Source organism: Pseudomonas sp. UF-293 (assembly GCF_058245595.1).
The window spans coordinates 492,156-514,389 of record NZ_JBSICA010000001.1 but is presented as its reverse complement, the minus strand read 5'-3'; the positions used below and the strand labels follow the sequence as shown (position 1 = coordinate 514,389).

General features: G+C 61.1%; 21 protein-coding genes. 8 read left to right on the top strand and 13 right to left on the bottom strand.

The features are described from left to right. Positions 1-85: 85 nt before the first annotated feature. Together ptsP and AC4IHP_RS02390 are read right to left on the bottom strand one after the other, a co-directional pair. The gene (ptsP, locus tag AC4IHP_RS02395; RefSeq protein WP_064364717.1) at positions 86-2,365 is read right to left on the bottom strand and encodes a phosphoenolpyruvate--protein phosphotransferase; all 2,280 of its coding nucleotides are present in this window, start codon (positions 2,363-2,365) and stop codon (positions 86-88) included. A 22-nt stretch (positions 2,366-2,387) separates the two neighbouring features. After that, positions 2,388-2,867 (bottom strand): RNA pyrophosphohydrolase, encoded by a 480-nt coding sequence (locus tag AC4IHP_RS02390; RefSeq protein WP_003229203.1) that lies wholly within the window; start codon positions 2,865-2,867, stop codon positions 2,388-2,390. A gap of 143 nt (positions 2,868-3,010) precedes the next feature. On the opposite strand from AC4IHP_RS02390, the gene AC4IHP_RS02385 reads away from it, so the two are divergent. Beyond that, the gene (locus tag AC4IHP_RS02385; RefSeq protein ID WP_024014700.1) at positions 3,011-3,667 is read left to right on the top strand and encodes a histidinol-phosphatase; all 657 of its coding nucleotides are present in this window, start codon (positions 3,011-3,013) and stop codon (positions 3,665-3,667) included. A gap of 105 nt (positions 3,668-3,772) precedes the next feature. On the opposite strand, the gene AC4IHP_RS02380 is transcribed toward AC4IHP_RS02385, so the two are convergent. Further along, positions 3,773-4,186 (bottom strand): DUF2269 family protein, encoded by a 414-nt coding sequence (locus tag AC4IHP_RS02380; protein ID WP_490830785.1) that lies wholly within the window; start codon positions 4,184-4,186, stop codon positions 3,773-3,775. A gap of 41 nt (positions 4,187-4,227) precedes the next feature. Further along, complete coding sequence (gene ilvA, locus AC4IHP_RS02375) at positions 4,228-5,742, bottom strand: threonine ammonia-lyase, biosynthetic (RefSeq protein ID WP_460122151.1); 1,515 nt, start codon at positions 5,740-5,742, stop codon at positions 4,228-4,230. Between the two features lie 259 nt (positions 5,743-6,001). Between ilvA and rpiA the strand changes: the two genes are divergently transcribed. After that, entirely contained in the window at positions 6,002-6,676 is a 675-nt protein-coding gene (gene rpiA / locus AC4IHP_RS02370; RefSeq protein WP_007913886.1) for a ribose-5-phosphate isomerase RpiA, read from the top strand. Positions 6,677-6,817: 141 nt separating this feature from the next. Here the strand turns inward: rpiA and AC4IHP_RS02365 are convergent, their stop codons facing one another. The 4 genes from AC4IHP_RS02365 to AC4IHP_RS02350 all read right to left on the bottom strand — a co-directional run bounded on the left by AC4IHP_RS02365 (position 6,818) and on the right by AC4IHP_RS02350 (position 11,145). Further along, complete coding sequence (locus AC4IHP_RS02365) at positions 6,818-7,735, bottom strand: SdiA-regulated domain-containing protein (protein ID WP_490830784.1); 918 nt, start codon at positions 7,733-7,735, stop codon at positions 6,818-6,820. Between the two features lie 117 nt (positions 7,736-7,852). Beyond that, positions 7,853-8,776, bottom strand: a complete 924-nt coding sequence (locus AC4IHP_RS02360; RefSeq protein WP_490830783.1) for an SdiA-regulated domain-containing protein — start codon at positions 8,774-8,776, stop codon at positions 7,853-7,855. Between the two features lie 267 nt (positions 8,777-9,043). Beyond that, complete coding sequence (locus AC4IHP_RS02355; RefSeq protein WP_024014705.1) at positions 9,044-9,709, bottom strand: fumarylacetoacetate hydrolase family protein; 666 nt, start codon at positions 9,707-9,709, stop codon at positions 9,044-9,046. Between the two features lie 41 nt (positions 9,710-9,750). Next, entirely contained in the window at positions 9,751-11,145 is a 1,395-nt protein-coding gene (locus AC4IHP_RS02350) for an FAD-binding oxidoreductase (protein ID WP_490830782.1), read from the bottom strand. Positions 11,146-11,350: 205 nt separating this feature from the next. Here AC4IHP_RS02350 and serA point away from each other — a divergent pair, with 205 nt between their 5' ends. Beyond that, positions 11,351-12,580 carry a phosphoglycerate dehydrogenase gene (gene serA / locus AC4IHP_RS02345; RefSeq protein WP_024014707.1) on the top strand — a complete coding sequence of 410 codons (1,230 nt, stop codon included), beginning with the start codon at positions 11,351-11,353 and terminating at the stop codon, positions 12,578-12,580. A 120-nt stretch (positions 12,581-12,700) separates the two neighbouring features. Here the strand turns inward: serA and AC4IHP_RS02340 are convergent, their stop codons facing one another. Next, a complete protein-coding gene (locus AC4IHP_RS02340) occupies positions 12,701-13,126 on the bottom strand; it encodes a DUF4399 domain-containing protein (RefSeq protein ID WP_460122157.1) in 426 nt (141 codons plus the stop codon). 135 nt (positions 13,127-13,261) lie between these two features. Between AC4IHP_RS02340 and AC4IHP_RS02335 the strand changes: the two genes are divergently transcribed. Continuing rightward, positions 13,262-13,828 (top strand): transporter substrate-binding domain-containing protein, encoded by a 567-nt coding sequence (locus AC4IHP_RS02335; RefSeq protein ID WP_460122159.1) that lies wholly within the window; start codon positions 13,262-13,264, stop codon positions 13,826-13,828. A 103-nt stretch (positions 13,829-13,931) separates the two neighbouring features. Here AC4IHP_RS02335 and AC4IHP_RS02330 read toward each other — a convergent pair whose 3' ends face one another. Together AC4IHP_RS02330 and AC4IHP_RS02325 are read right to left on the bottom strand one after the other, a co-directional pair. Then, positions 13,932-14,417, bottom strand: a complete 486-nt coding sequence (locus AC4IHP_RS02330) for a 2-thiouracil desulfurase family protein (RefSeq protein WP_490830781.1) — start codon at positions 14,415-14,417, stop codon at positions 13,932-13,934. 2 nt (positions 14,418-14,419) lie between these two features. Then, a complete protein-coding gene (locus AC4IHP_RS02325; RefSeq protein ID WP_039757483.1) occupies positions 14,420-15,052 on the bottom strand; it encodes a 2OG-Fe(II) oxygenase in 633 nt (210 codons plus the stop codon). A 108-nt stretch (positions 15,053-15,160) separates the two neighbouring features. Between AC4IHP_RS02325 and AC4IHP_RS02320 the strand changes: the two genes are divergently transcribed. Then, entirely contained in the window at positions 15,161-15,892 is a 732-nt protein-coding gene (locus tag AC4IHP_RS02320; RefSeq protein ID WP_024014712.1) for a DUF2059 domain-containing protein, read from the top strand. Between the two features lie 105 nt (positions 15,893-15,997). On the opposite strand, the gene bipL is transcribed toward AC4IHP_RS02320, so the two are convergent. Continuing rightward, positions 15,998-16,945, bottom strand: coding sequence for a phospholipase BipL (gene bipL / locus AC4IHP_RS02315; RefSeq protein ID WP_206421419.1), 948 nt, complete (start codon positions 16,943-16,945; stop codon positions 15,998-16,000). 98 nt (positions 16,946-17,043) lie between these two features. Between bipL and AC4IHP_RS02310 the strand changes: the two genes are divergently transcribed. Next, positions 17,044-17,622, top strand: coding sequence for a DUF6436 domain-containing protein (locus AC4IHP_RS02310; RefSeq protein WP_490830780.1), 579 nt, complete (start codon positions 17,044-17,046; stop codon positions 17,620-17,622). 102 nt (positions 17,623-17,724) lie between these two features. Continuing rightward, positions 17,725-20,136, top strand: coding sequence for a penicillin acylase family protein (locus AC4IHP_RS02305; RefSeq protein ID WP_490830779.1), 2,412 nt, complete (start codon positions 17,725-17,727; stop codon positions 20,134-20,136). A gap of 114 nt (positions 20,137-20,250) precedes the next feature. Here AC4IHP_RS02305 and AC4IHP_RS02300 read toward each other — a convergent pair whose 3' ends face one another. Then, positions 20,251-21,216: a GlxA family transcriptional regulator gene (locus AC4IHP_RS02300; protein ID WP_490830778.1), complete on the bottom strand. Its 966-nt coding sequence runs from the start codon at positions 21,214-21,216 to the stop codon at positions 20,251-20,253. Between the two features lie 311 nt (positions 21,217-21,527). Here AC4IHP_RS02300 and AC4IHP_RS02295 point away from each other — a divergent pair, with 311 nt between their 5' ends. Beyond that, a complete protein-coding gene (locus AC4IHP_RS02295; protein ID WP_490830777.1) occupies positions 21,528-22,169 on the top strand; it encodes an HD domain-containing protein in 642 nt (213 codons plus the stop codon). The last annotated feature ends 65 nt before the right edge of the window (positions 22,170-22,234 follow it).

Below are 22,234 nucleotides of genomic sequence, written 5' to 3'. Positions count from 1 at the left end.
CCCACATGGGTTTCGTGATCGATACGAACCCCTGTGGGAGCGAGCCTGCTCCGGGCGGCGTTCCGACGAAGAGGGCATCAGCCTTTTAGAGAGCCTTGTTCACCACCGGCGAATTCATCTTCGCCAACCCGAGATTCTTCAGCGCCAGTTGCAGCGAGCTGTGGATAACCTGCGGGTTATCGATCTTCATCAGTTCCGCCAGCATCTCCTGCGCCTTGCTCAAGTTCACCTGGCGCAACATCCACTTCACCTTCGGCAGGTTGGTGGCGTTCATCGACAGGCTGTCGAAACCCATCGCCATCAACAGCACCGCTGCCGCCGGATCACCGGCCATTTCGCCGCAGATGCTCACCGGTTTGCCTTCGGCGTGCGCGTCGGTGACCACGGTTTGCAGGGCTTGCAGCACCGCCGGGTGCAGGTAGTCGTAGAGGTCGGCGACGCGCGGGTTGTTGCGATCGACCGCCAGCAGGTACTGGGTCAGGTCGTTGGAGCCGACGGAGAGGAAGTCGACCATCCGCGCCAGTTCCTTGGTCTGGTACACCGCTGCCGGGATTTCGATCATCACGCCGATCGGCGGCATCGGCACGTCGGTGCCTTCGTCGCGCACTTCGCCCCAGGCACGGTGGATCAGGTGCAGGGCTTCTTCGAGTTCGTGGGTGCCGGATATCATCGGCAGCAGAATCCGCAGATTGTTCAGGCCTTCGCTGGCCTTGAGCATCGCGCGGGTCTGCACCAGGAAGATTTCCGGGTGGTCGAGGGTGACGCGGATACCGCGCCAGCCGAGAAACGGGTTGTCTTCCTTGATCGGGAAGTACGACAGCGACTTGTCACCGCCGATGTCGAGGCTGCGCATGGTCACCGGTTGCGGGTGGAACGCGGCGAGCTGTTCACGATAGATCGCCAGTTGTTCCTTCTCGCTCGGGAAGCGCTGGTTGATCATGAACGGCACTTCGGTGCGGTACAGACCGACCCCTTCGGCGCCACGCTTCTGCGCCCGCGCCACATCGGCGAGCAGACCGGTGTTGACCCACAGCGGCATGCGGTGGCCATCGAGGGTCACGCACGGCAGGTCGCGCAGGGTGTCGAGGCCCAGCGCCAGTTGTTTCTCTTCTTCGACGACTTCGGCGAACTGCTTGCGCAGCACTTCGCTGGGGTTGGTGTAGACCTCGCCACGGGTGCCGTCGACGATCATTTCGATGCCGTCGACCTTGGCGTACGGCAGGTCGACCAGGCCCATCACCGTCGGAATGCCCATGGCCCGGGCCAGAATCGCGACGTGGGAGTTACCCGAACCGAGTACCGAGACCAGCCCGACCAGCGTGCCTTCCGGCACCTCGCCGAGCATCGCCGGCGTCAGTTCTTCGCTGACCAGAATGGTTTTTTCCGGGTAGACCAGGTTCTGCTGGCGCTCTTCCTGCAGATAGGCGAGCAGACGGCGGCCAAGGTCTTTGACGTCCGAGGCGCGCTCACGCAGGTAAGCGTCGTCCATCAATTCGAAACGGTTGACGTGCTCAGTGACCACCTGACGCAACGCGCCCTGGGCCCATTGGCCGGTCTTGATCACGGTGGTGATTTCGCTGCCCAGCGAGGCATCGTCGAGCATCATCAAATAGACGTCGAACAGCGCGCGCTCTTCCGGGCGCAGTTGGGTGGCGAGTTTGGCGGACAACGCGCGCATGTCGGCGCGCACGCCTTCGATGGCGGTCTTGAACAGCGCCAGCTCAGCATTGATGTCGGTGATGGTCTTGTCCGGAACCACGTCCAGATCCGCCGGCGGCAGCATGACCACGGCGGTACCGACGGCAGCACCGGGCGAGCCCGGCACGCCGACGAACTTGGCTTCCTGAATGCCCTTGCCCTGACGGCCCAGACCACGGATCGAACCGGTGGCCTCGGCGTGGGCGATTACGCCGGCGAGTTGCGCGCTCATGGTCACGAGGAAGGCTTCTTCACCTTCGTCGAACTGGCGGCGTTCTTTCTGCTGGATGACCAACACGCCGACGACGCGGCGGTGGTGAATGATCGGTGCACCGAGGAACGAGGCGTAACGCTCTTCACCGGTTTCGGCGAAGTAGCGATAGCGCGGGTGGACCGAAGCGTTCTCGAGGTTCAGGGGTTCTTCACGCGTGCCGACCAGACCGACCAGACCCTCGTTGGGGGCCATGCTGACCTTGCCGATCGAGCGCTTGTTCAAGCCCTCGGTGGCCATCAGGACGAAGCGATTGGTTTCCGGATCAAGCAGGTAGACCGAGCAGACCTGGCTGCCCATGGCCTCTTTGACGCGCAACACAATAATCCCCAACGCCGCCTTGAGATCCTTGGCGGAGTTAACTTCCTGGACGATCTTGCGCAGCGTATTGAGCATGGCTCGGGGTCGAACTCCGTCGTCAGTCGCGCGCTAAAAGGCGCGGGGCAAGCTCTTTGAGAGCGCGTCGATACACCTCGCGCTTGAATGTCACCACCTGGCCCAACGGATACCAATAGCTGACCCAGCGCCAGCCATCGAACTCCGGTTTACCGGTCAGATCCATCCGCACCCGCTGCTCGTTGGAGATCAGGCGCAGGAGAAACCATTTCTGTTTCTGGCCGATGCACAGCGGTTGGCTGTGGGTACGCACCAGGCGTTGCGGCAAACGATAGCGCAACCAGCCTCGGGTACAGGCCAGTATTTCAACATCTTCACGTTCCAGGCCAACTTCTTCGTTCAGCTCGCGGTACAAGGCGTCTTCCGGCGTCTCCTCGGGGTTGATCCCCCCTTGCGGAAACTGCCAGGCGTCCTGATTGATACGGCGAGCCCATAGCACCTGGCCGGCGTCATTCGTCAGAATGATCCCGACATTGGGGCGGAAACCATCGGGGTCGATCACGGCAACAACCTCGCAAACGCATGTCGCCGCATTGTTCCACAAAGCTTGATCAGGCGGCAACGAAGGTTCCTACCTTATGTGCACTCTTGTGAAAAGACCGTATTCTTGTCGCCTTTTTACTGACTTTTCAGCGGGTAACTGCAATGCGCCTGGCTTTATTCGATTTGGACAACACCCTTCTGGGCGGCGACAGCGATCACGCCTGGGGCGATTATCTGTGCGAGCGCGGCTTCCTCGACCCGATCGCCTACAAGGCGCGCAACGACGAGTTCTATCAGGATTACCTGGCCGGCAAGCTGGACAACGCTGCCTACCTGAACTTCTGTCTGGAAATTCTCGGCCGCACCGAAATGGCCGTGCTCGACGCATGGCACAGCGATTACATGCGCGACTGCATCGAGCCGATCGTGCTGCCCAAGGCACTGGAGCTGCTGAAGAAGCACCGCGACGCTGGCGACAAACTGGTGATCATCACTGCGACCAACCGTTTCGTGACGGCACCGATCGCCGTACGCCTGGGCGTGGAAACCCTGATTGCCACCGAATGCGAAATGATCGACGGCCGCTACAGCGGACGCAGCACCGACATTCCGTGTTTCCGTGAAGGCAAGGTCACGCGCCTGAATCGTTGGCTGGAAGAGACCGGGTATTCGCTTGAGGACAGCTATTTCTATAGCGATTCGATGAATGATCTGCCGTTGCTGGAGCAGGTCGCGAATCCGGTGGCGGTGGATCCTGATCCGAATCTGCGGGCCGAGGCCGAGAAACGTGGCTGGCCGGTGATTTCGTTGCGCGGCTGATATCGCCTTCGCGAGCAGGCTCGCTCCCACATTGGATCTGTGTCATTCACAAATCTCCTGTGGGAGCGAGCCTGCTCGCGAATGGCCGCAACTCGGTCTCAAGCCTTAAACCGGCTTGGCCCCCATCAACGCCGCTATGGCGACAAATCCGACGCCGCTGACAATCGCCAGCGCCAGATTGAACTTGCGGTTGCCCACCCCGCTTGTCCACAGCCGATCCAGCCGGACCAGCAGCCAGACCGCACTGAAAGTGGCCACGGCATAGATCACGCTGGACCCCAGAATCCACAGTTGGCCCAATGGCCAGCCAACCAGATGCACCAGCCACCAACCGGTGAAAGGCATGCTGAGCATGCCGATCAGCATCAGACACCAGATGAACAGCCAGGGACGGCGCATCGTACTGGCCGCTCCTTCGCTGCGATTACGCCAGGTCAGGGCGGCGAGCCCCAGCCCGCTCACGAGGATGACCACGGTCGCCGCGACGTGGAGGACTTTCAGGGTGGTCAGGGTTTCCATGTCGTTCTCATCCGTAGATCCATGCCCATCAGCGTAGCCGCTCAGCCAAGAAACAGCTGATAGGCCGGATTGTCGCTTTCGTCCCAGTATGGATAGCCAATTTCCGCCAGTGCTGCCGGTACCAGATGACGCTCGTCATGGGGCACTTGCAGGCCGGCGACCACACGGCCATCAGCCGCGCCGTGGTTGCGGTAGTGGAACATCGAGATATTCCAGCGCCCGCCGAGCTTGTTGAGGAAGTTGAACAAGGCGCCCGGACGTTCCGGGAATTCGAAGCGCAGCACCACTTCATCCACCACCTGCGCCGCGCGACCGCCGACCATGTGGCGGATGTGCAGCTTGGCCAGTTCATTGTCGGTCAGGTCGATGACCGGGAAACCCTGCTCGGTCAGGCTCGCCAGCAATGCGCTGCGCGGATCGTTGTCAGGGTGGGTCTGCACGCCGACGAAGATGTGCGCTTCGCTGCCGGTGTTGTAGCGGTAATTGAATTCGGTGATCTGGCGCTTGCCGATGGCTTCGCAGAAGGCCTTGAAGCTGCCGGCCTGCTCGGGAATGGTCACGGCGATGATCGCCTCGCGCCCTTCGCCCAGCTCAGCGCGTTCGGCGACGTGGCGCAGACGGTCGAAGTTGACGTTGGCGCCGGAGTCGATGGCGACGAAGGTCTGGCCGCTGACGCCTCGTTGCTCGACGTATTTCTTGATCCCGGCCACGCCCAACGCGCCGGCAGGTTCGGTGATCGAGCGGGTATCGTCGTAGATGTCCTTGATTGCTGCGCAGATCTCATCGGTGCTGACGGTGATCACTTCATCGACGTAATCCTTGCAGATCTCGAAGGTGTACTGGCCGATCTGCGCCACCGCCACACCGTCGGCGAAGATGCCTACGGTCGGCAGAACCACGCGCTCGCCCGCTGCCATTGCCGCTTGCAGGCAGTTGGAGTCGTCCGGTTCGACACCGATAACCTTGATGTCCGGACGCAGGTATTTCACGTACGCCGCGATACCGGCGATCAGCCCGCCACCGCCGACCGGAACGAAGATCGCGTCCAGTGGCTGCGGGTGCTGACGAAGAATTTCCATGGCCACGGTGCCCTGCCCGGCAATGGTGTGCGGATCGTCGTACGGGTGGATGTAGACGTAGCCTTTTTCATCGACCAGTTTCAGCGAGTAGGCCAGCGCTTCCGGAAACGAGTCACCGTGCAGCACCACTTTGCCGCCGCGAGAGCGCACGCCTTCGACCTTGATTTCCGGGGTGGTCTTGGGCATGACAATCGTGGCTTTGACGCCCAACACTTTCGCCGCCAGAGCCAGCCCCTGCGCATGATTGCCCGCCGACGCGGTGACCACGCCACGGGCGCGCTCTTCGTCAGTCAGCTGGGTGAGTTTGTTGTAGGCACCGCGAATCTTGAACGAGAACACCGGCTGCAAGTCTTCACGCTTGAGCCAGATGTCATTGCCCAGCCGCTCGGAGAGCTGGCGGGCGTTCTGCAGCGGGGTTTCTACGGCAACGTCATAAACGCGCGAGGTGAGGATCTTTTTGACGTACTGTTCGAGCATCGGAAAGCATCACTGAGCGGGTTGGGCAGGGCCAAGGAGTCTAACCCGGCTTTCAGCCGGACGACCACACGGATCCAGAGGTTTTATGCGCCCAAAAAGATAGCAGCCTTCGGCAGCTCCTCCACATTGCAACGCATTCCTCTGTAGAAGCTGCCGAAGGCTGCGATCTTTTGATCTGCCAATAGGACAATGACCTCCACGACCGCGAGGCCTATAATGCCGGCCTTTCTGCCCACCCCTTGCCCGTTTCGGAGCCCGCATGACTCAGGATCAACTCAAACAGGCCGTGGCCCAGGCCGCCGTCGACTTCATCCTGCCGAAACTCGACGACAAGAGCATCGTCGGCGTCGGCACCGGCTCGACCGCCAACTGCTTCATCGACGCCCTGGCCCAGCACAAGGGCGCGTTCGATGGCGCGGTCGCCAGCTCCGAAGCCACCGCCGCGCGCCTCAAGGGCCACGGAATTCCGGTGTACGAGCTCAATACTGTCAGCGATCTGGAGTTCTACGTCGACGGCGCCGATGAAAGCGACGCGCACCTGAACCTGATCAAGGGCGGCGGCGCGGCCCTGACCCGCGAGAAGATCGTCGCGGCTGTAGCCAAGACCTTCATCTGCATTGCCGACGCCAGCAAACTGGTGCCGGTGCTCGGTGAATTCCCGCTGCCGGTGGAAGTGATCCCGATGGCCCGCAGCCACGTTGCCCGCCAATTGGTCAAACTCGGTGGCGACCCGGTGTACCGCGAAGGCGTACTGACCGACAACGGCAACATCATCCTTGACGTGTTCAACCTGCAGATCACCAACCCGGTGGAGCTGGAAGCGCAGATCAACGCGATCGTCGGCGTGGTCACCAACGGCCTGTTCGCCGCGCGCCCGGCGGATCTGTTGCTGCTGGGCACCAGCGAAGGCGTGAAAACCCTGAAGGCTGAGTAACAGACTGCCCGAATCATGGGCAGACAAATAGACCTGTGGGAGCGAGCCTGCTCGCGAATGCGCCTGTTCAGCCAACATCTTCATTGACTGGCCAACCGCCTTCGCGAGCAGGCTCGCTCCCACAGTGTCTTGGGGTGTTGGTTAGTGCTGTGCCGGTTTCTTGAAGACGTAAAACAGATTCGGCTCGCTCACCAGATACAACGCACCGTCATCATCCATCGCAATCCCCTCGGCCTGCGGCACGGTTTTCTGCAAACCCTGACGCCCGCCGCTGATCGACATGGTGCTCAACGGGCGGCCGTCGACATCCAGCTCGATAATCAACCGCGACTCGTCCGACAGTGCCAGCAGGTGCCCGCTGCGCTCGTCGTACTGCAGACTCGACAGATCACGCACGAACATCCCGGCATCGCGCTTGGGGTTGTTGATCACGTGCACGGCGTAGGTCTTGTCCGGTTTGAAGTGCGGAAAGCCGTGGACTTCGTAGATCAGCATCGGGTCGCGTTCTTTGGCCACGAACAACCGCTTGCCCACCGAGTCGTAAGCCAGCCCCTCGAAACCCTTGTTGCTGGCCATGTGCACACCGAGAGTCATCTGCTCGGCGTCTTCGGCATCGAGGAAAGTGGTGTCGGCTTCAAGGTGGATCTTGATCAGGCGTTGCTGGCGTTCGTCGGTGATCACGTAAGTGTCGGCGCTGATGTACTCGACCGCTTCCGGATCGCCGAACCCGACCAGGGCAATGCGCCGCAAAATCTTGCCTTCCAGCGACAGTTCGATCAGTTCGGAATTCTTGTTGGTCACGGTGAACAGGCTTTTGCGCACCGGATCGTAGGTCAGCGCCGAGACGTCATCGTCGAGCCCCTCAATCGGCCGCGCCTCGATCGTCACCCGATATTGATCCAGGCCGATCGCCTCGCTGCTCAACGGTTGCCACAGCGTATGCAGGTTGAACCAGGCGCGCTCGAACAGGCGCAGGTATTGACCGATCGCGAGCAACGCGATCAGGGCAATCATCAACAGGACAAGAATCAGCGGTTTGGGACGGGCAAGTCGACGCATTCAGGCAGGCTCGGGTTCAAGGCAGGCGGATGAAATATCACGCCTGTCTGAACTGAAGCTTAATGGCCACTTGCCTGCCACGACAACCGCATAATTCCGCGATTGTCGTAGGGAAAATTACCGGTGTTTTTCGAAGCGGTAGAACAGGTTCGGTTCGCTGACCATGTACAACGTGCCGTCCTCGTCCATGGTCATGCCTTCGGCGCGGGGAATGGTGTCTTTCAAGCCGTTGAAATTGCCGAGCAGGGTCATGAAGCTGACTTGCTCGCCCTTCTCGTCCAGTTCCAGCAAAAGGTGCGAATCGGCTGACAGCACCAGCAGATGACCAGTGCGCGGATCGACGGCCAGCGCCGAGAGGTTGCGAATGTCGAGCTCGTCACTGGCCAGTTTCTGCTTGTCGCCGGTCAGGGTCTGGCTGCCGTCGCTTTTCCAGGTGAACAGCGCTGGCGGACGTTCCTCCCCCAGCATCAGCTGTCGATTACGCGGATCCCAGGTGATGGCTTCAAAGGCTTTGTTCTGGTCTTTCGACGGCCCGAGGTCGTATTTCGGAAAGTCGGCCATGTTCAGCTCGCGTGTACCGGCGTCGACCTTGACGATCGACAGTGTGTGTTGACGTTCATCAACGATCGCCAGCAGGCCGTTTTCCATGACCGTCAGGCCTTCCGGATTGCTCCAGCCCACCAGCGGCATCTTGCGCAACACGTCGCCCTGCAGTGTCAGCTCAGCGAGGAACGGATTTTTGCCCATCACCGCAAACAGGGTTTTGGTCTGGGGGTTGTAAGCCAGATCGGAAGCTTCGTCCTTCTCCATGCCCGGCAGCGGCTTGGCATCGATCACGACCTGATAATCCGGCAGCCACACGCTCTCCTTCTGCTCGGCCTTGCTCTCGAAGCGCTCCAGCACCCACAGCACACCACGATCATCCCAGTGCATGGCGAACGCCAGCCCATAGGCCGCCGCGATGCCCAGCAACAGCCAGACATACCAGCGCAGGACGAAGCGGGATCGGAGAGTGGGTTTCTGCTGAGTTCGAGATGCCATCAGGGGACGCGTTCCGTAAATTCAGGCCAAGGGTAATAGCACAAAGAGGCCGGCTGAGACGCCAGATTCGCGGAAATTATCCAGAGAGGATGTGAAAAAAACGGGAAATGGCGGGATTGGCGTGTGCTGTCAGCTATCTACAGCACGCCACATAACAATGTGGGAGCGAGCCTGCTCGCGAAGGCGCCGGGTCAGACGACATCATCGTCGCCTGACAGTCCGTCTTCGCGAGCAGGCTCGCTCCCACCAGGGTACACAGTGTTGCGGTTAGCGCACGCTGCTGCTGAAGCTGCTCGCCCCCGGCAGTTCGAGGACGATTTCATCGCCGACGTTCAGCGGGCCGACGCCCACTGGCGTGCCCGTGAGGATAACGTCACCGGCCTGCAGCGAGAAGCAGCCGGCCATGTGCTGGATCATCGGCACGATCGGGTTGAGCATCGCGCTGCTGTTGCCGTCCTGGCGCACTTCGCCGTTGATGGTCAGGCGGATGCCGATGTCGGTCAGGTCAGCGAAGGTGCTGCCGACCACGAACGGCGCGATCACCGCTGCACCATCGAACGACTTGGCGATTTCCCATGGCAGGCCCTTGGCTTTCAGCTCGGCCTGCTTGTCGCGCAGGGTCAGGTCCAGCGCCGGGGCGAAGCCGGAGATCGCATCGAGCACTTCTTCACGGCTCGGCTTGGTCGACAGCGGCTTGCCGATCAACACGGCGATTTCCGCTTCGTAGTGCACCGAACCACGCTCGGTCGGAATGCTGAACCCGCCTTCCAGCGGCACCACGCAACTGCCCGGCTTGATGAACAGCAGCGGCTCGGTCGGCACCGGGTTGTCCAGTTCCTTGGCGTGCTCGGCGTAATTGCGGCCAATGCACACGACTTTCCCGATCGGGAAGTGAATGCGCGTGCCGTCGACGTACTGGTGCTGATAGCTCATTTACCGACTCCTGCCTTTATTGATTCAACAGAGATTACCGATCAAACCGGGAAAATCTTGCCCGGGTTCATGATGCCGTTCGGGTCGAACACTGCCTTGACCGCTTTCATGTACTCGATCTCGGCCGGCGAGCGGCTGTAGGTCAGGTAATCACGCTTGGTCATGCCCACGCCGTGCTCGGCCGAGATCGAGCCGTTGTACTTCTCGACGGTTTCGAACACCCACTTGTTGACGGTGGCGCACTTGGCGAAGAACTCGTCCTTGCTCAGATTTTCCGGCTTGAGGATGTTCAGGTGCAGATTGCCGTCGCCGATGTGGCCAAACCAGACGATCTCGAAATCCGGATAGTGCTCGCCAACGATCGCGTCGATCTCGCGCAGGAACGCCGGCACTTTCGAGACGGTAACCGAGATGTCGTTCTTGTACGGCGTCCAGTGCGAAATGGTTTCGGAGATGTACTCGCGCAGCTTCCACAAGTTGTGCAACTGGGTTTCGCTCTGGCTCATCACGCCGTCGAGCACCCAGCCCTGTTCTACGCAGTGTTCGAAGGTCTCCAGCGCGCTGTTGGCCACTTCTTCGGTGGTCGCTTCGAATTCCAGCAGGGCATAGAACGGGCACTCGGTATCGAATGGCGCCGGCACATCACCACGGCCCATGACCTTGGCCAGCGCCTTGTCGGAGAAGAATTCGAACGCAGTCAGGTCGAGTTTGCCCTGGAAGGCGTGCAGCACCGGCATGATCGAATCGAAATCGGCGGTGCCGAGGACCATCGCCGTGAGGTTTTTCGGCGCGCGATCAAGGCGCATGGTCGCTTCGACGACGAAACCGAGCGTACCTTCGGCGCCGATAAACAGCTGACGCAGGTCGTAACCGGTAGCGTTCTTGATCAGGTCCTTGTTCAGTTCGAGCACGTCACCCTTGCCAGTGACGACTTTCATGCCGGCCACCCAGTTGCGGGTCATCCCGTAGCGAATCACTTTGATCCCGCCGGCATTGGTGCCGATATTGCCGCCAATCTGGCTGGAACCCGCCGAGGCGAAGTCGACCGGATAGTACAGGCCGTTTTCTTCAGCGACGTTCTGCAGATGTTCGGTGACCACACCCGGCTGGCACACGGCGGTGCGGTCGGTGAGGTTGATGTCGAGAATCTGGTTCATGTAATCGAACGAAACCACCACTTCGCCATTGGCCGCCACCGCAGCGGCGGACAACCCGGTGCGCCCGCCGGAGGGCACCAGCGCGACCTTGTGGGTATTGGCCCAACGCACCACGGCCTGCACTTGCTCGATGGTCTTGGGAAACACGATGGCGCTCGGCGCCGGGGCGAAGTGCTTGGTCCAATCCTTGCCGTAGGTGTTCAGGGAGTCGGCGTCGGTGAGGACTTTGCCAGGCTCAACCAGGGTCTTCAGTTCATCAATCAGCGCAGGATTGGTCATCGACAGAACTCTCGAACAATTCATGGTCATCCTGAGAACGCTTCACGTCGCAGGAATGAGTGTTTAGCGGGGTGGCTATGCTAGCATACCGACCCCGCAGGACAGTGCCCAAGGCCAGATCCGCGGTGACGGCTTTGTTGCCGTGCGGGTCAGCTCCAAGCTGCTCCCTCCCTGCCATTTTTCTCCGGGATACAGGTTTACGCAGATGAGCAAGACTTCTCTCGATAAGAGCAAGATCAAGTTCCTTCTTCTCGAAGGCGTCCACCAATCGGCTGTCGACGTCCTCAAGGCGGCGGGCTACACCAGCATCGAATACCTGACTGGTTCCTTGCCGGAAGCCCAGCTCAAGGAAAAGATCGCTGACGCTCACTTCATCGGCATTCGCTCGCGCACGCAACTGACCGAAGAGATCTTCGATCACGCGAAGAAACTGGTCGCGGTCGGCTGTTTCTGCATCGGCACCAACCAGGTTGACCTCAGTGCAGCCCGCGAGCGCGGTATCGCCGTGTTCAACGCGCCGTACTCCAACACCCGCTCCGTGGCTGAGCTGGTGCTGGCCGAAGCGATCCTGCTGCTGCGCGGCATCCCTGAGAAAAATGCATCCTGCCACCGTGGCGGCTGGATCAAGTCCGCCGCCAACTCGTTCGAGATCCGTGGCAAGAAGCTGGGCATCGTCGGCTACGGCTCGATCGGCACGCAGCTGTCGGTGCTGGCTGAAGGCCTGGGCATGCAGGTGTTCTTCTATGACACCGTGACCAAGCTACCACTGGGCAACGCCACGCAGGTCAACAACCTGCACGAGCTGCTGGGCATGTCCGACATCGTCACCCTGCACGTGCCGGAAACTGCCGCCACTCAGTGGATGATCGGCGAGAAGGAAATCCGCGCCATCAAGAAGGGCGGCATTCTGATCAACGCTGCTCGTGGCACCGTGGTTGAACTGGACGCTCTGGCTGACGCGATCAAGGACAAGCACCTGATCGGCGCGGCCATCGACGTGTTCCCGGTGGAACCACGCTCCAACGACGAAGAGTTCGAAAGCCCGCTGCGTGGCCTCGACAACGTGATCCTGACCCCGCACATCGGTGGCTCGACCGCCGAGGCGCAAGCCAACATCGGTCTGGAAGTGGCAGAGAAACTGGTCAAGTACAGCGACAACGGTACTTCGGTGTCGTCGGTCAACTTCCCGGAAGTGGCCCTGCCGGCTCACCCTGGCAAGCACCGCCTGCTGCACATCCACGAGAACATCCCGGGTGTGATGAGCGAGATCAACAAGGTCTTCGCCGAAAACGGCATCAACATCTCCGGTCAGTTCCTGCAGACCAACGAGAAGGTTGGCTACGTGGTGATCGACGTCGACGCCGAATACTCGGAGCTGGCGCAAGAGAAGCTGCAACACGTCAACGGCACTATCCGTAGCCGCGTTCTCTTCTAAGAGTAGCTGCAAGCCGCAAGCTACAAGCGGCAAGTGAAAAGCGCTTTTGCCTTTACTTGCCGCTTGCAGCTAGCCACTTGAAGCTGAATAAAAAAAGGGAGCCCCGAAGGCTCCCTTTTTTTATTCCACGTTAACGGTGATTTTCTTCGAGACGATTGGCGGGTCGAATGCCATGTGACCGCTGTCGCCAAGTTCCAGCTGCAAGGTGTGCTTGCCCGGAGCCAGTTTGATTTCAGCAAAAGTCTGCGCCTTGCCAAAGTGCATATGGTTGGCATCAGTAGGGACCACCGAGCCGGCAGGAACGATTTCCTTGGCGTCGATCAGCAGATGGTGATGACCGGTATTTTTGGTCGGATCACCAGCCGGTGCCAGCGCGACGTTCTTGGTACCGAACTTGACGATGAAGGTCTGCGAAACCGTGGCGCCGTCCTCGGGAGAAACGATGAACACTTCAGCATCCTTTGGCGCCGGTGTCGCCGCACTGGCCAGCACCGAAACACCCATCAGCACACCGGCCAACGCTGCACGAGACATAAAGCTTTTCATTTTCTTCTCCAGTTTTTCCGTAAAATCCGCACGGTCATGACAACTTCATGACCATTCGTTGTCGAAGGCACTCGACAACCATAGCAAAGCGAGCCTGAATCAGAGCGTCGCGATAATGATTTCAAAGGAGTGACCATGCGCCTGCTGCCTGGCCTGTTCTGCCTGCTACCCCTTCTGAGCCCGCTGGTTCACGCCGAACTGATTGATGACGTCAACGACCGTGGCGAGCTGCGCATAGCCCTTGAGGCTAATACACCGCCCTTCAATTACAAGGAAGGCGACACCCTCACGGGGTTCGAGGTCGAACTCGGGCAACTTCTGGCCAAGGAGCTGGATGTGCGTGCCGACTTTATCGTCACCGACGAGGGCGACCTGCTCCAGGGCGTTGAAAGCGGCAAGTACGACGTCGCGCTCAATCACATAGCACTGACACCCGAACTCAAGGATCGTTTCGACTTCAGCGAGCCGTACGGCCAGGTCGACGGGCAATTGCTGGCGAAGAAGGATGAAACGCCACGGCCGATGGTGCTGGTGCAGGCGTTGACCGAAGAGAAGCCGAAAGCGGCAGTGCCGGTCGAGCTGGCGATTCCCTTCCAGAAGGGCAATCCGGCGTTTCAGGCCAGCCTCAAGAGCGCGATGCAGCGGATCAAAGACGACGGACGCCTGGCGGCGCTGTCGAAGAAGTGGTTCAACGAACCGTAGGAGCTGCCGCAGGCTGCGATCTTTTGATGTTGATTCAAAAAGATCAAAAGATCGCAGCCTCGTTTCACTCGTCAGCTCCTACAGTTGAATGGGTGCTGGCGCTTTAGTCGAGTCGGGCCAGGGCCTGCGCGGCTTGCGGCAGCTCAAGCTCACTGAACACCTGAACCCCATGGCGCTTGAGCAACGCCGCCGTCACCCCTTCGCCACTGACTTTGACCCCACTGAACGTGCCGTCATACGTCACCAGATTCCCGCAAGACGGACTGTTGGCCTTGAGCACCGCTACCCGAATGCCGTGCTTTTGCACCAGTTCCAGCGCTTGCCGTGCACCCTCGACAAACTGCGCACTGACATCCTCACCGTCGCTAGTGATGACCGCAGCAGTGCCATCGAGCACCTGACCGCCCTGCCCGCCGGGAATCTCCGCCGCCGCCCGCGGTGTCGGCAAACCACCGGCCACTTCCGGACACAACGGCACCACGCGTCCTTCTTCGATCCATTGCTCAAGCAGATCAAACGGCCCACTCGCGCCACCGTCATAACGCACGCGATGGCCCAACAGGCAGCGGCTGACCAGAATTTTTTCCATCTTCAGAACGGCTCGTTGCCACGGCGACGGAACCAGCCAGTCAGCGACAGGCGCTCGCGATGGGCCGGCAACACTTCGTGGGGCACTTCGCCGGAGAGAAACACCACCAGGCAGCCGCCAGTCGGCTGTACGTCATGCACACGTTCATCGCCCAGGTACATGCGCAACTGACCACCGTCCTCCGGCAGCCAGGCGTCGTTGAGGTAGATGACCGCCGAAACCATGCGTCGGTCGTCATCGCGAAAGCGGTCGACGTGCTTGAGGTAAAACGCGCCGGGCGGGTACAGCGCGAAATGGCATTCGAAGTCTTCCAGGCCCAGAAACAGACCGCGATTGAGCGCCTCGCGCAGACTGTCCATCAGGCTCAGATAACGATCGGTGGCCTCGGCCTGGCCCGGGTCGATCCACTGGATGTGATCGCCGCGAATACCCTCGCGAATCTCCGAAAACGGCCCGCGTCCGACCGCCGCCGGCGCCAGCTCACCCTCGGCTTCTCGTTTACGGCACTCGGCCGCCAGCGCCCGGGTCAGATCGGCGGGCAGGAAGATGTTCTGCTGCGACCAGCCGTGTTCGGCCAGGTCGTCGACAATGCGTAACAGCAGCGGGTGTTCAGAGGATATCGGCATGGCGCGCATAGTATGCCGACGGCAATAAATCCGACAGAGCCACGCAGCGGCTTGCTACGAATTCTCGACAAGTACCGGCACCGCACGGACAATAGTCCGCTGCTGACAGGAGTCCCTATGCGCCGTTTGCTTTTTTCACTGTTGATGTTCTGCGTATTGCCCGCCTGGGCGGACGGCCACGATCAGTTGTACAAGGTCGCCGGCTGGCCAGAACAACGCGCGCATTTCAACGATGCCCTGAGCGCCGCCCAGCAGCGCTATCAGAACAGCCTGCCGCCTGCGGTGTTTCAGGCCCTGGTCAACAACAGCAACCAGCGCTTCGCCGCACAGGCCATGGATCAACGCGCCGAAGCGCAACTGCGGCAGAAACTTGCCGACCCGAAACCGGCGCTGACCTTCTTCCAGTCGCCGCTGGGCAAGAAAATCGTCGCCGCCGAATTGCTCGCAACTCGCCGCGACCAACTGGCGAAAAACGCCCAGGGCCTGCCGAAGATGCAGGCCAGCGACAGTCGCTTGCTGATCATCGGCCACTTGGCGCAAGCCTTGCCGGCCCGTGAGGCTGGCGCCGAGGTCAGTCTGGCGATTGCCGGCGTAGCAGCGGACAGCTTGAGTTCGATGATCCCGGGACTGCTCGGTGGCGGACAGGCACAGGGCATGTTGAATGGTCAGCGCCAGCGCCTGATGGATCAGATCGGCGCCGATCTGAACAACACCCTGCTTTACGTCTACCGCGACTTGTCGGATGAAGAGCTGGAAGAGTTTGCGACGTTTGCCGAGTCGACCGAGGGCAAGGCTTATTACCAGGCGGCACTGGCGGCGATTCGGGCGGGGTTGGCGGTCGGCCAGTGATGTTCGCTGCCTGAAAGATCGCATTCGCGAGCAGGCTCGCTCCCACAGCTTGTAATGCATTCCCCTGTGGGAGCGAGCCTGCTCGCGAAGAGGCCCTCCCTGGCATTAGAGATTCCGCCCCCTGATCCGCTTGCTCAGGAATTCGAAATACTCCTCGCGCATCTCCGCCGTTTCATTGGCCAGGTGATGCCGTGCCTCGGCCAACAGCAGAATCTGCGGCCGGTCGAACTTCCACTTCAACACCTGCAGATTGTGCTGCCAGTCGACGGTCATGTCCGCCTGCCCCTGAATGATCAGCGGCCGTCGCGGACTTTTTTTTGCGTGCTCGACGCGAATGATCCAGCGCGACAGCGCGCCCACCCATTTGGTCGGCAGACGTCTTGGCTGTAACGGATCGGCCTGCAGAAACGGCAGGAAATCCGGATCGTTGGAGTTCTCGCTGAAGCGTCGCGCCACACCGCGTACAAACGGCCGCAGCAGGTAATAACTCAACTGCGACCAGCCCCACGCCCTTGGTCGCACCAATGGCGCCAGCAGAATCACTTGCCCCTGCGCCGGACTGTTCTCGCCATGGTTGAGCAGATGATCGACGACAATCGCGCCACCGGTGCTCTGCCCGCACAAATGCCAAGGCTGCGGCAGCGCGATCGAGTTCGCTTCAGCAAACAGCGCCTGCAACATATCCTGGTATTCAGCGAAATCGCGAATGCTCGCCCGTGGCCCGCTCGACAGCCCATGCCCCGGCAAGTCGCAGGCGATCACGGCGAAATCCTGATCCAGCGCCCACTCGATCACATGCCGGTACAGGCCGATGTGATCGTAATAACCGTGGAGCAGAAACAGCGTCGCCTTGACCTTCTCCGGCCACCAGCAATGGCTGACCAGCTCGTAGCCATCGACTTCGAAACGGCCCATGCCGCGCCAGACATCGCGCTCGGCGAAGTCGGTCTTGTAGAAGCGTTGATAAGCCTTCGCCTCATCCGATAACGGCTGCCACTCGGCCAAGGGCTTGAGGCTCGCGCGTAAATGATCGGGGTCGAAAGTATCAGGCATGCGGGCATTCCAGAGCGGTAAACGGACTTTATCGGCCTGCGATATTCATCTGTAGAGACAGACATGGCAAGCTAGCCCGCCTCTGAGGAAGCAAATCCATGCGTTCGCCCTACCGCACCGCACTGTTCGCCAGCCTGCTCGCGCTGATCTGCGCCGGGGTGCTGTGGGCGGCGTATGACTGGTTTCAGGGCCGCTATCTGCGCGCGTTCAGCGAACACACCGCCGTGTTTTCCGGCGATCCGCTGCGCCTGCCGGACAACCTCGCCGGGGCGGGCAATATCCGTCTTGTGCACTTCTGGGACCCGGCCTGCCCGTGCAACGTCGGCAATCAACAGCACCTGAGCGAGATGGTCGAACAGTTCGGTCCTCGCGGCGTAGAGTTCTTCGCCGTGCAAAAACCCGGCAGCCACGGCCAGTTGCCCGCCACCCTCGCCAGCCTGAAAACCATCATCGTCCTGCCCGGCGCCGAACAGATCCCCGCCAGCCCCGCCGTCGCGATCTGGGATCGCAGCGGCAAACTTGCCTACTTCGGCCCGTACAGCGAAGGCCTGACCTGCAACTCCAGCAACAGCTTTATCGAACCGATCCTGCATGCCCTGACCGAGGATCGCCCGGTCAATGCCACGCATACGCTGGCGGTGGGTTGTTATTGCCCGTGGTCGGTGGAGGCAAAGTAAGGCATTCCGGACTTTTCAAGGACAGCGCTGCAGCGCACAGATGCTCTGTGCTAAATGTTTGCAGCCCGATGGGCGGCCCTCCCGCCTGCACAAGGAGTCACCATGAAGCGTGCGTTCACCGTTGTTGCCCTGCTCATCGTTGTCCTGCTCTGCGTCGCCGGCGGCTATCTCTACAGCAAGCAGCCGACGCGCCAGGGCCAGGTCGAGTTGCGCAACCTGCAAGGCTCGGTGACCGTGCGCTATGACGAGCGCGGTGTGCCGCATATCCGCGCCGAAAACGAAACCGACCTTTATCGCGCCCTCGGTTATGTGCATGCCCAGGACCGGTTGTTCCAGATGGAAGCCATGCGCCGCCTCGCCCGCGGTGAGCTGGCCGAAGTGCTCGGGCCAAAACTGCTCGACACTGACAAGCTGTTCCGCAGCCTGCGCATCCGCGAGCGTGCGGCCAGTTACGTCGCCAGCCTCGACAAGCAGTCGCCGGCGTGGAAGGGCCTGCAAGCCTATCTGGACGGCATCAACCAATATCAGAGCAGCCACGCCGCGCCGATCGAGTTCGACGTGCTGGGCATCCCCAAGCGGCCGTTCACTGCCGAAGACAGCATCAGCGTCGCCGGTTACATGGCCTACAGCTTTGCCGCCGCATTTCGCACCGAGCCGTTGCTGACCTACGTGCGCGATCAGCTCGGCGCCGATTACCTGAATGTGTTCGATCTCGACTGGCAGGCCAAAGGCGTTGTGGCTAGCGATCACGCCCGGCACGCGCCGGCCCTTGTCGCCGGCGACTGGCAGGACCTCACCGCCCTCGCCCGCCTCAGCGAACAGGCGCTGCTCGACAACGGCCTGCCGCAATTCGAGGGCAGCAACGCCTGGGTGATTGCCGGCAGCCGCAGCCAGAGTGGCAAGCCGTTGCTGGCCGGCGATCCGCATATCCGTTTCTCGGTGCCTTCGGTGTGGTACGAGGCGCAGTTGTCGGCGCCGGGCTTCGAGTTGTACGGCCATCATCAGGCGCTGGTGCCGTTCGCGTTTCTGGGGCACAACCTCGATTTCGGCTGGAGCCTGACCATGTTCCAGAACGATGATCTCGATCTGATCGCCGAGAAGGTCAACCCGGGCAACCCCAATCAAGTCTGGTATCGCGGTCAGTGGACCGACATGCTCGTCAGCGAGCAGCAGATCAATGTGAAAGGCCAGGCTCCAGTGACGATAACCCTGCGCCAGTCTCCGCACGGGCCAATCGTCAACGACGCCCTCGGCAGCGCTGCCGGAAAAACACCCATCGCGATGTGGTGGGCCTTCCTCGAAACACCGAACCCGATCCTCGACGGCTTCTACCAGCTCAACCGCGCCGACACGCTGGCCAAGGCCCGCGCGGCAGCGGCCAAGGTGCAGGCACCGGGTCTGAATCTGGTGTACGCCAACGCCCAAGGCGATATCGCCTGGTGGGCCTCGGCCTTGCTGCCCAAACGTCCGGCCGGGGTGAAACCGGGCTTCATTCTCGACGGCAGCACGCCTGAGGCGGACAAGGACGGTTACTACCCGTTCAGCGCCAACCCGCAGGAAGAGAATCCGGCGCGCGGCTATATCGTCTCGGCCAACTTCCAGCCCGTATCGCCGACCGGCATGGAGATTCCCGGTTACTACAACCTTGCCGATCGCGGTCAGCAGCTCGATCGTCAGCTCAGCGACAACCGGGTGAAGTGGAGCAACGAGACCAACCAGAAACTGCAGCTGGGCACGGCGACCGGTTATGGCCCGCGCCTGTTGGCGCCGCTGTTGCCGGTGTTGCGTGAGGTGGTCAGTGATCCGGCGCAACTGAAACTGGTTGAGCAACTGGCGCAGTGGCCTGGCGACTATCCGCTGAATTCGGTCAGCGCGACGGTGTTCACCCAGTTCCTCTACGACCTTGCCGATGCGGCGATGCGCGATGAGTTGGGCAATGACTTTTTCGACACCCTGCTGTCGACGCGGGTGATCGACTCCGCGTTGCCACGCCTGGCGGCCAAGGCGGATTCACCGTGGTGGGACAATCGCAGCACGCCGGCCAAGGAAACCCGCGCCGATGTCGTGCGTACGGCGTGGGCGGCAAGCATGGCGCATCTGAAACTGACCCTCGGCGACAACGTGGCGGGTTGGCAATGGGGCGCGGCACACACCTTGACTCACGGCCATCCGCTGGGACAGCAGAAGCCGCTGGATCGCCTGTTCAACGTCGGCCCGTTCGCGGCGCCGGGCAGTCATGAAGTGCCGAACAACCTCTCGGCAAAAATCGGCCCGGCGCCGTGGCCGGTGACCTATGGACCGTCGACCCGGCGTCTGGTGGACTTTGCCGATCCGGTGCATGGCCTGACGATTAACCCGGTCGGCCAGAGTGGCGTGCCGCTGGACAGTCACTATGACGACCAGGCCGAGGCGTATGTGGAGGGGATTTATGTGCAGGCGCATTTCAGTGAGGAAGAGGTGCTGGCGAATACGCGCAGTACGTTGAAGCTGTTGCCTGCGCGGGCTGCGCAATAGATTAATGCCGTCTCGACCGGCCCCTTCGCGAGCAGGCTCGCTCCCACATTGAAATGCGTTCTCCTGTGGGAGCGAGCCTGCTCGCGAAAGGGCCTTCAGCGACGCCGCAAAACGTCAGAGCTTCACGGCAAAATTCAGCCGAAACTGCTGCGGCGTGACGCCTAATCTGCGGTTGAACACACTGCGCATATGCTGCGCGTCACGAAACCCGCACTGATACGCCACAGTCTTCAGCGGCGCCGTGGTGCTTTCCAGCATCACCCTTGCCGCATCCACCCGCGCCCGCTCAACGAACTCCGCCGGAGTCACTTTGGCTTCCCGCGCGAACACCCGGGAGAAATTGCGTGCGCTCATGTTCGCCGCATTGGCCAGATCGGCAATCGTCAGATCGCCAGTGAGATTGGCCAGCACATACAGCTGCACCATCGCCACCGCCGACGTCGGTTCCGCATGCGGCGTGAGGAACGGGCTGAACTGCGATTGCCCGCCCGAGCGCTGGGTGAACACCACCAGCCGTTTCGCCACACTCAGCGCGACCTCGGCACCGTGGTCACGCGCCAGCAGGTACAGCGAAAGGTCGATGCCCGCCGTGACCCCGGCCGAGGTGTAGAGCGCACCGTCCTCGACATACAGGCGATCCGCCTCGACCCGCGTGGTCGGGCACAACTGCGCCAATGCCTCGGCATCGTTCCAGTGCGTGGTGACGGTGCGCCCGTGCAGCAAACCGGCGCGGGCGAGCATGAACGCGCCATTGCAGATCGAGCCGAAACGCCGGGCGCGGCCACAGGCTCCCCGCAACCAGGCGTCGAATGTGGGGCCAAAATCCATGAACGGCAATTGCGGGCCACCGGCGACCAGCAACAGATCGGGGCTATCCGTTGCTTCGCTGAAGTGACAGTGGGCGTTCAGGCTCATTCCGTTGGAACAGGCCATCGGCCCGTCCTCGAGGCCGATCACTTGCAAACGATAGTGATCCTGCGGCGCAAGAAAGCGGTTGGCTTCAGCGAACACGTCCATGGGGCCGCTGACATCGAGCGATTGCACCCCGGGAAACACTACGATGGCGACGGATTTGCTCATGACTCAAATGTCCTCGATACCTGTGACAAACACACAAACCTGTGGGAGCGAGCCCGCTCGCGAAGAGGCCATCACACGCAACTTAGCTGTCGAATGACACACCGCCTTCGCGAGCAGGCTCGCTCCCACATGGGCCGTGCCTGGCTTGTTGACCGGGTCACCCTGGCCAATCCACACCCGACAAGCGAGCCTGGCACGATTTGCAGGTGCAATGGCAAGGATCGCAGCCATTGCTCGATTGTTCGCTCGCCGCGCCAGGAACAGACTTTCTCCAGCAGCGCCACGACGGCGTTTTCGACGAGGAAACCGTTATGACCAGCACCATCGCCGGCATCAAGATCCCTGACAGCGCCCTCGCCCGGGCCACCACCGACTACATCCGCGACATCGAATCCGACCTGCTCTATCACCACTCGCGCCGAGTGTTTCTGTTCGGTGCCTTGAGCGGCGAGCGTCAGCAAATGGCCTATAACCCAGAGCTGCTGTACGTCGGCGCGATGTTCCACGACCTTGGTCTGGTCACCGGTCATCGCAGCGATAACGAGCGCTTTGAAGTGGACGGCGCGAATGCCGCAGCAGCGTTTCTCAAGCCTTACGGGCTGAGCGATGACGACATCGAGCAAGTCTGGCTGTCGATCGCATTGCACACCACGCCGGGCATACCCAAACATCTGCGCCCGACCGTCGCGCTGGTCACGGCTGGGGTGGAGATGGACGTGCTCGGTATGGATTACGCGGCGTTCAGCAGCGTGCAGCGCGAGGCCGTGGTGCATGCGCATCCGCGTGGGGAGGGTTTCAAGGAGTGCATCATCTGCGCGTTTGCCGACGGCTTGCGCCATCGCCCGCAGACTACGTTTGGCAATGTGAAGACTGATGTGCTGGTGGATCAGCAGCCGGGGTTTCGGCCTATGAACTTTGTGGAAGTCATCCGCCGCTCTCCTTGGGTCAACTGAGATCGAATGTGGAAGCGAGCCTGCTCGCGAAAGCGTTGTGTCAGCCGACATCCGAGTCGACTGAC

Bases quoted from the DNA above. Each gene is read 5' to 3' on its own strand.
- AC4IHP_RS02385 (WP_024014700.1), top strand. From the start codon at position 3,011: ATGCGCCTGGCTTTATTCGATTTGGACAACACCCTTCTGGGCGGCGAC.
- AC4IHP_RS02350 (WP_490830782.1), bottom strand. From the start codon at position 11,145: ATGACCAATCCTGCGCTGATTGATGAACTGAAGACCCTGGTTGAGCCT.
- AC4IHP_RS02325 (WP_039757483.1), bottom strand. From the start codon at position 15,052: ATGCGCGCCATGCCGATATCCTCTGAACACCCGCTGCTGTTACGCATT.
- ilvA (WP_460122151.1), bottom strand. From the start codon at position 5,742: ATGCTCGAACAGTACGTCAAAAAGATCCTCACCTCGCGCGTTTATGAC.
- AC4IHP_RS02355 (WP_024014705.1), bottom strand. From the start codon at position 9,709: ATGAGCTATCAGCACCAGTACGTCGACGGCACGCGCATTCACTTCCCG.
- AC4IHP_RS02295 (WP_490830777.1), top strand. From the start codon at position 21,528: ATGACCAGCACCATCGCCGGCATCAAGATCCCTGACAGCGCCCTCGCC.
- rpiA (WP_007913886.1), top strand. From the start codon at position 6,002: ATGACTCAGGATCAACTCAAACAGGCCGTGGCCCAGGCCGCCGTCGAC.
- AC4IHP_RS02330 (WP_490830781.1), bottom strand. From the start codon at position 14,417: ATGGAAAAAATTCTGGTCAGCCGCTGCCTGTTGGGCCATCGCGTGCGT.
- AC4IHP_RS02305 (WP_490830779.1), top strand. From the start codon at position 17,725: ATGAAGCGTGCGTTCACCGTTGTTGCCCTGCTCATCGTTGTCCTGCTC.
- AC4IHP_RS02340 (WP_460122157.1), bottom strand. From the start codon at position 13,126: ATGAAAAGCTTTATGTCTCGTGCAGCGTTGGCCGGTGTGCTGATGGGT.
- AC4IHP_RS02320 (WP_024014712.1), top strand. From the start codon at position 15,161: ATGCGCCGTTTGCTTTTTTCACTGTTGATGTTCTGCGTATTGCCCGCC.
- AC4IHP_RS02360 (WP_490830783.1), bottom strand. From the start codon at position 8,776: ATGGCATCTCGAACTCAGCAGAAACCCACTCTCCGATCCCGCTTCGTC.
- bipL (WP_206421419.1), bottom strand. From the start codon at position 16,945: ATGCCTGATACTTTCGACCCCGATCATTTACGCGCGAGCCTCAAGCCC.
- ptsP (WP_064364717.1), bottom strand. From the start codon at position 2,365: ATGCTCAATACGCTGCGCAAGATCGTCCAGGAAGTTAACTCCGCCAAG.
- AC4IHP_RS02300 (WP_490830778.1), bottom strand. From the start codon at position 21,216: ATGAGCAAATCCGTCGCCATCGTAGTGTTTCCCGGGGTGCAATCGCTC.
- AC4IHP_RS02365 (WP_490830784.1), bottom strand. From the start codon at position 7,735: ATGCGTCGACTTGCCCGTCCCAAACCGCTGATTCTTGTCCTGTTGATG.
- AC4IHP_RS02310 (WP_490830780.1), top strand. From the start codon at position 17,044: ATGCGTTCGCCCTACCGCACCGCACTGTTCGCCAGCCTGCTCGCGCTG.
- AC4IHP_RS02335 (WP_460122159.1), top strand. From the start codon at position 13,262: ATGCGCCTGCTGCCTGGCCTGTTCTGCCTGCTACCCCTTCTGAGCCCG.
- AC4IHP_RS02380 (WP_490830785.1), bottom strand. From the start codon at position 4,186: ATGGAAACCCTGACCACCCTGAAAGTCCTCCACGTCGCGGCGACCGTG.
- serA (WP_024014707.1), top strand. From the start codon at position 11,351: ATGAGCAAGACTTCTCTCGATAAGAGCAAGATCAAGTTCCTTCTTCTC.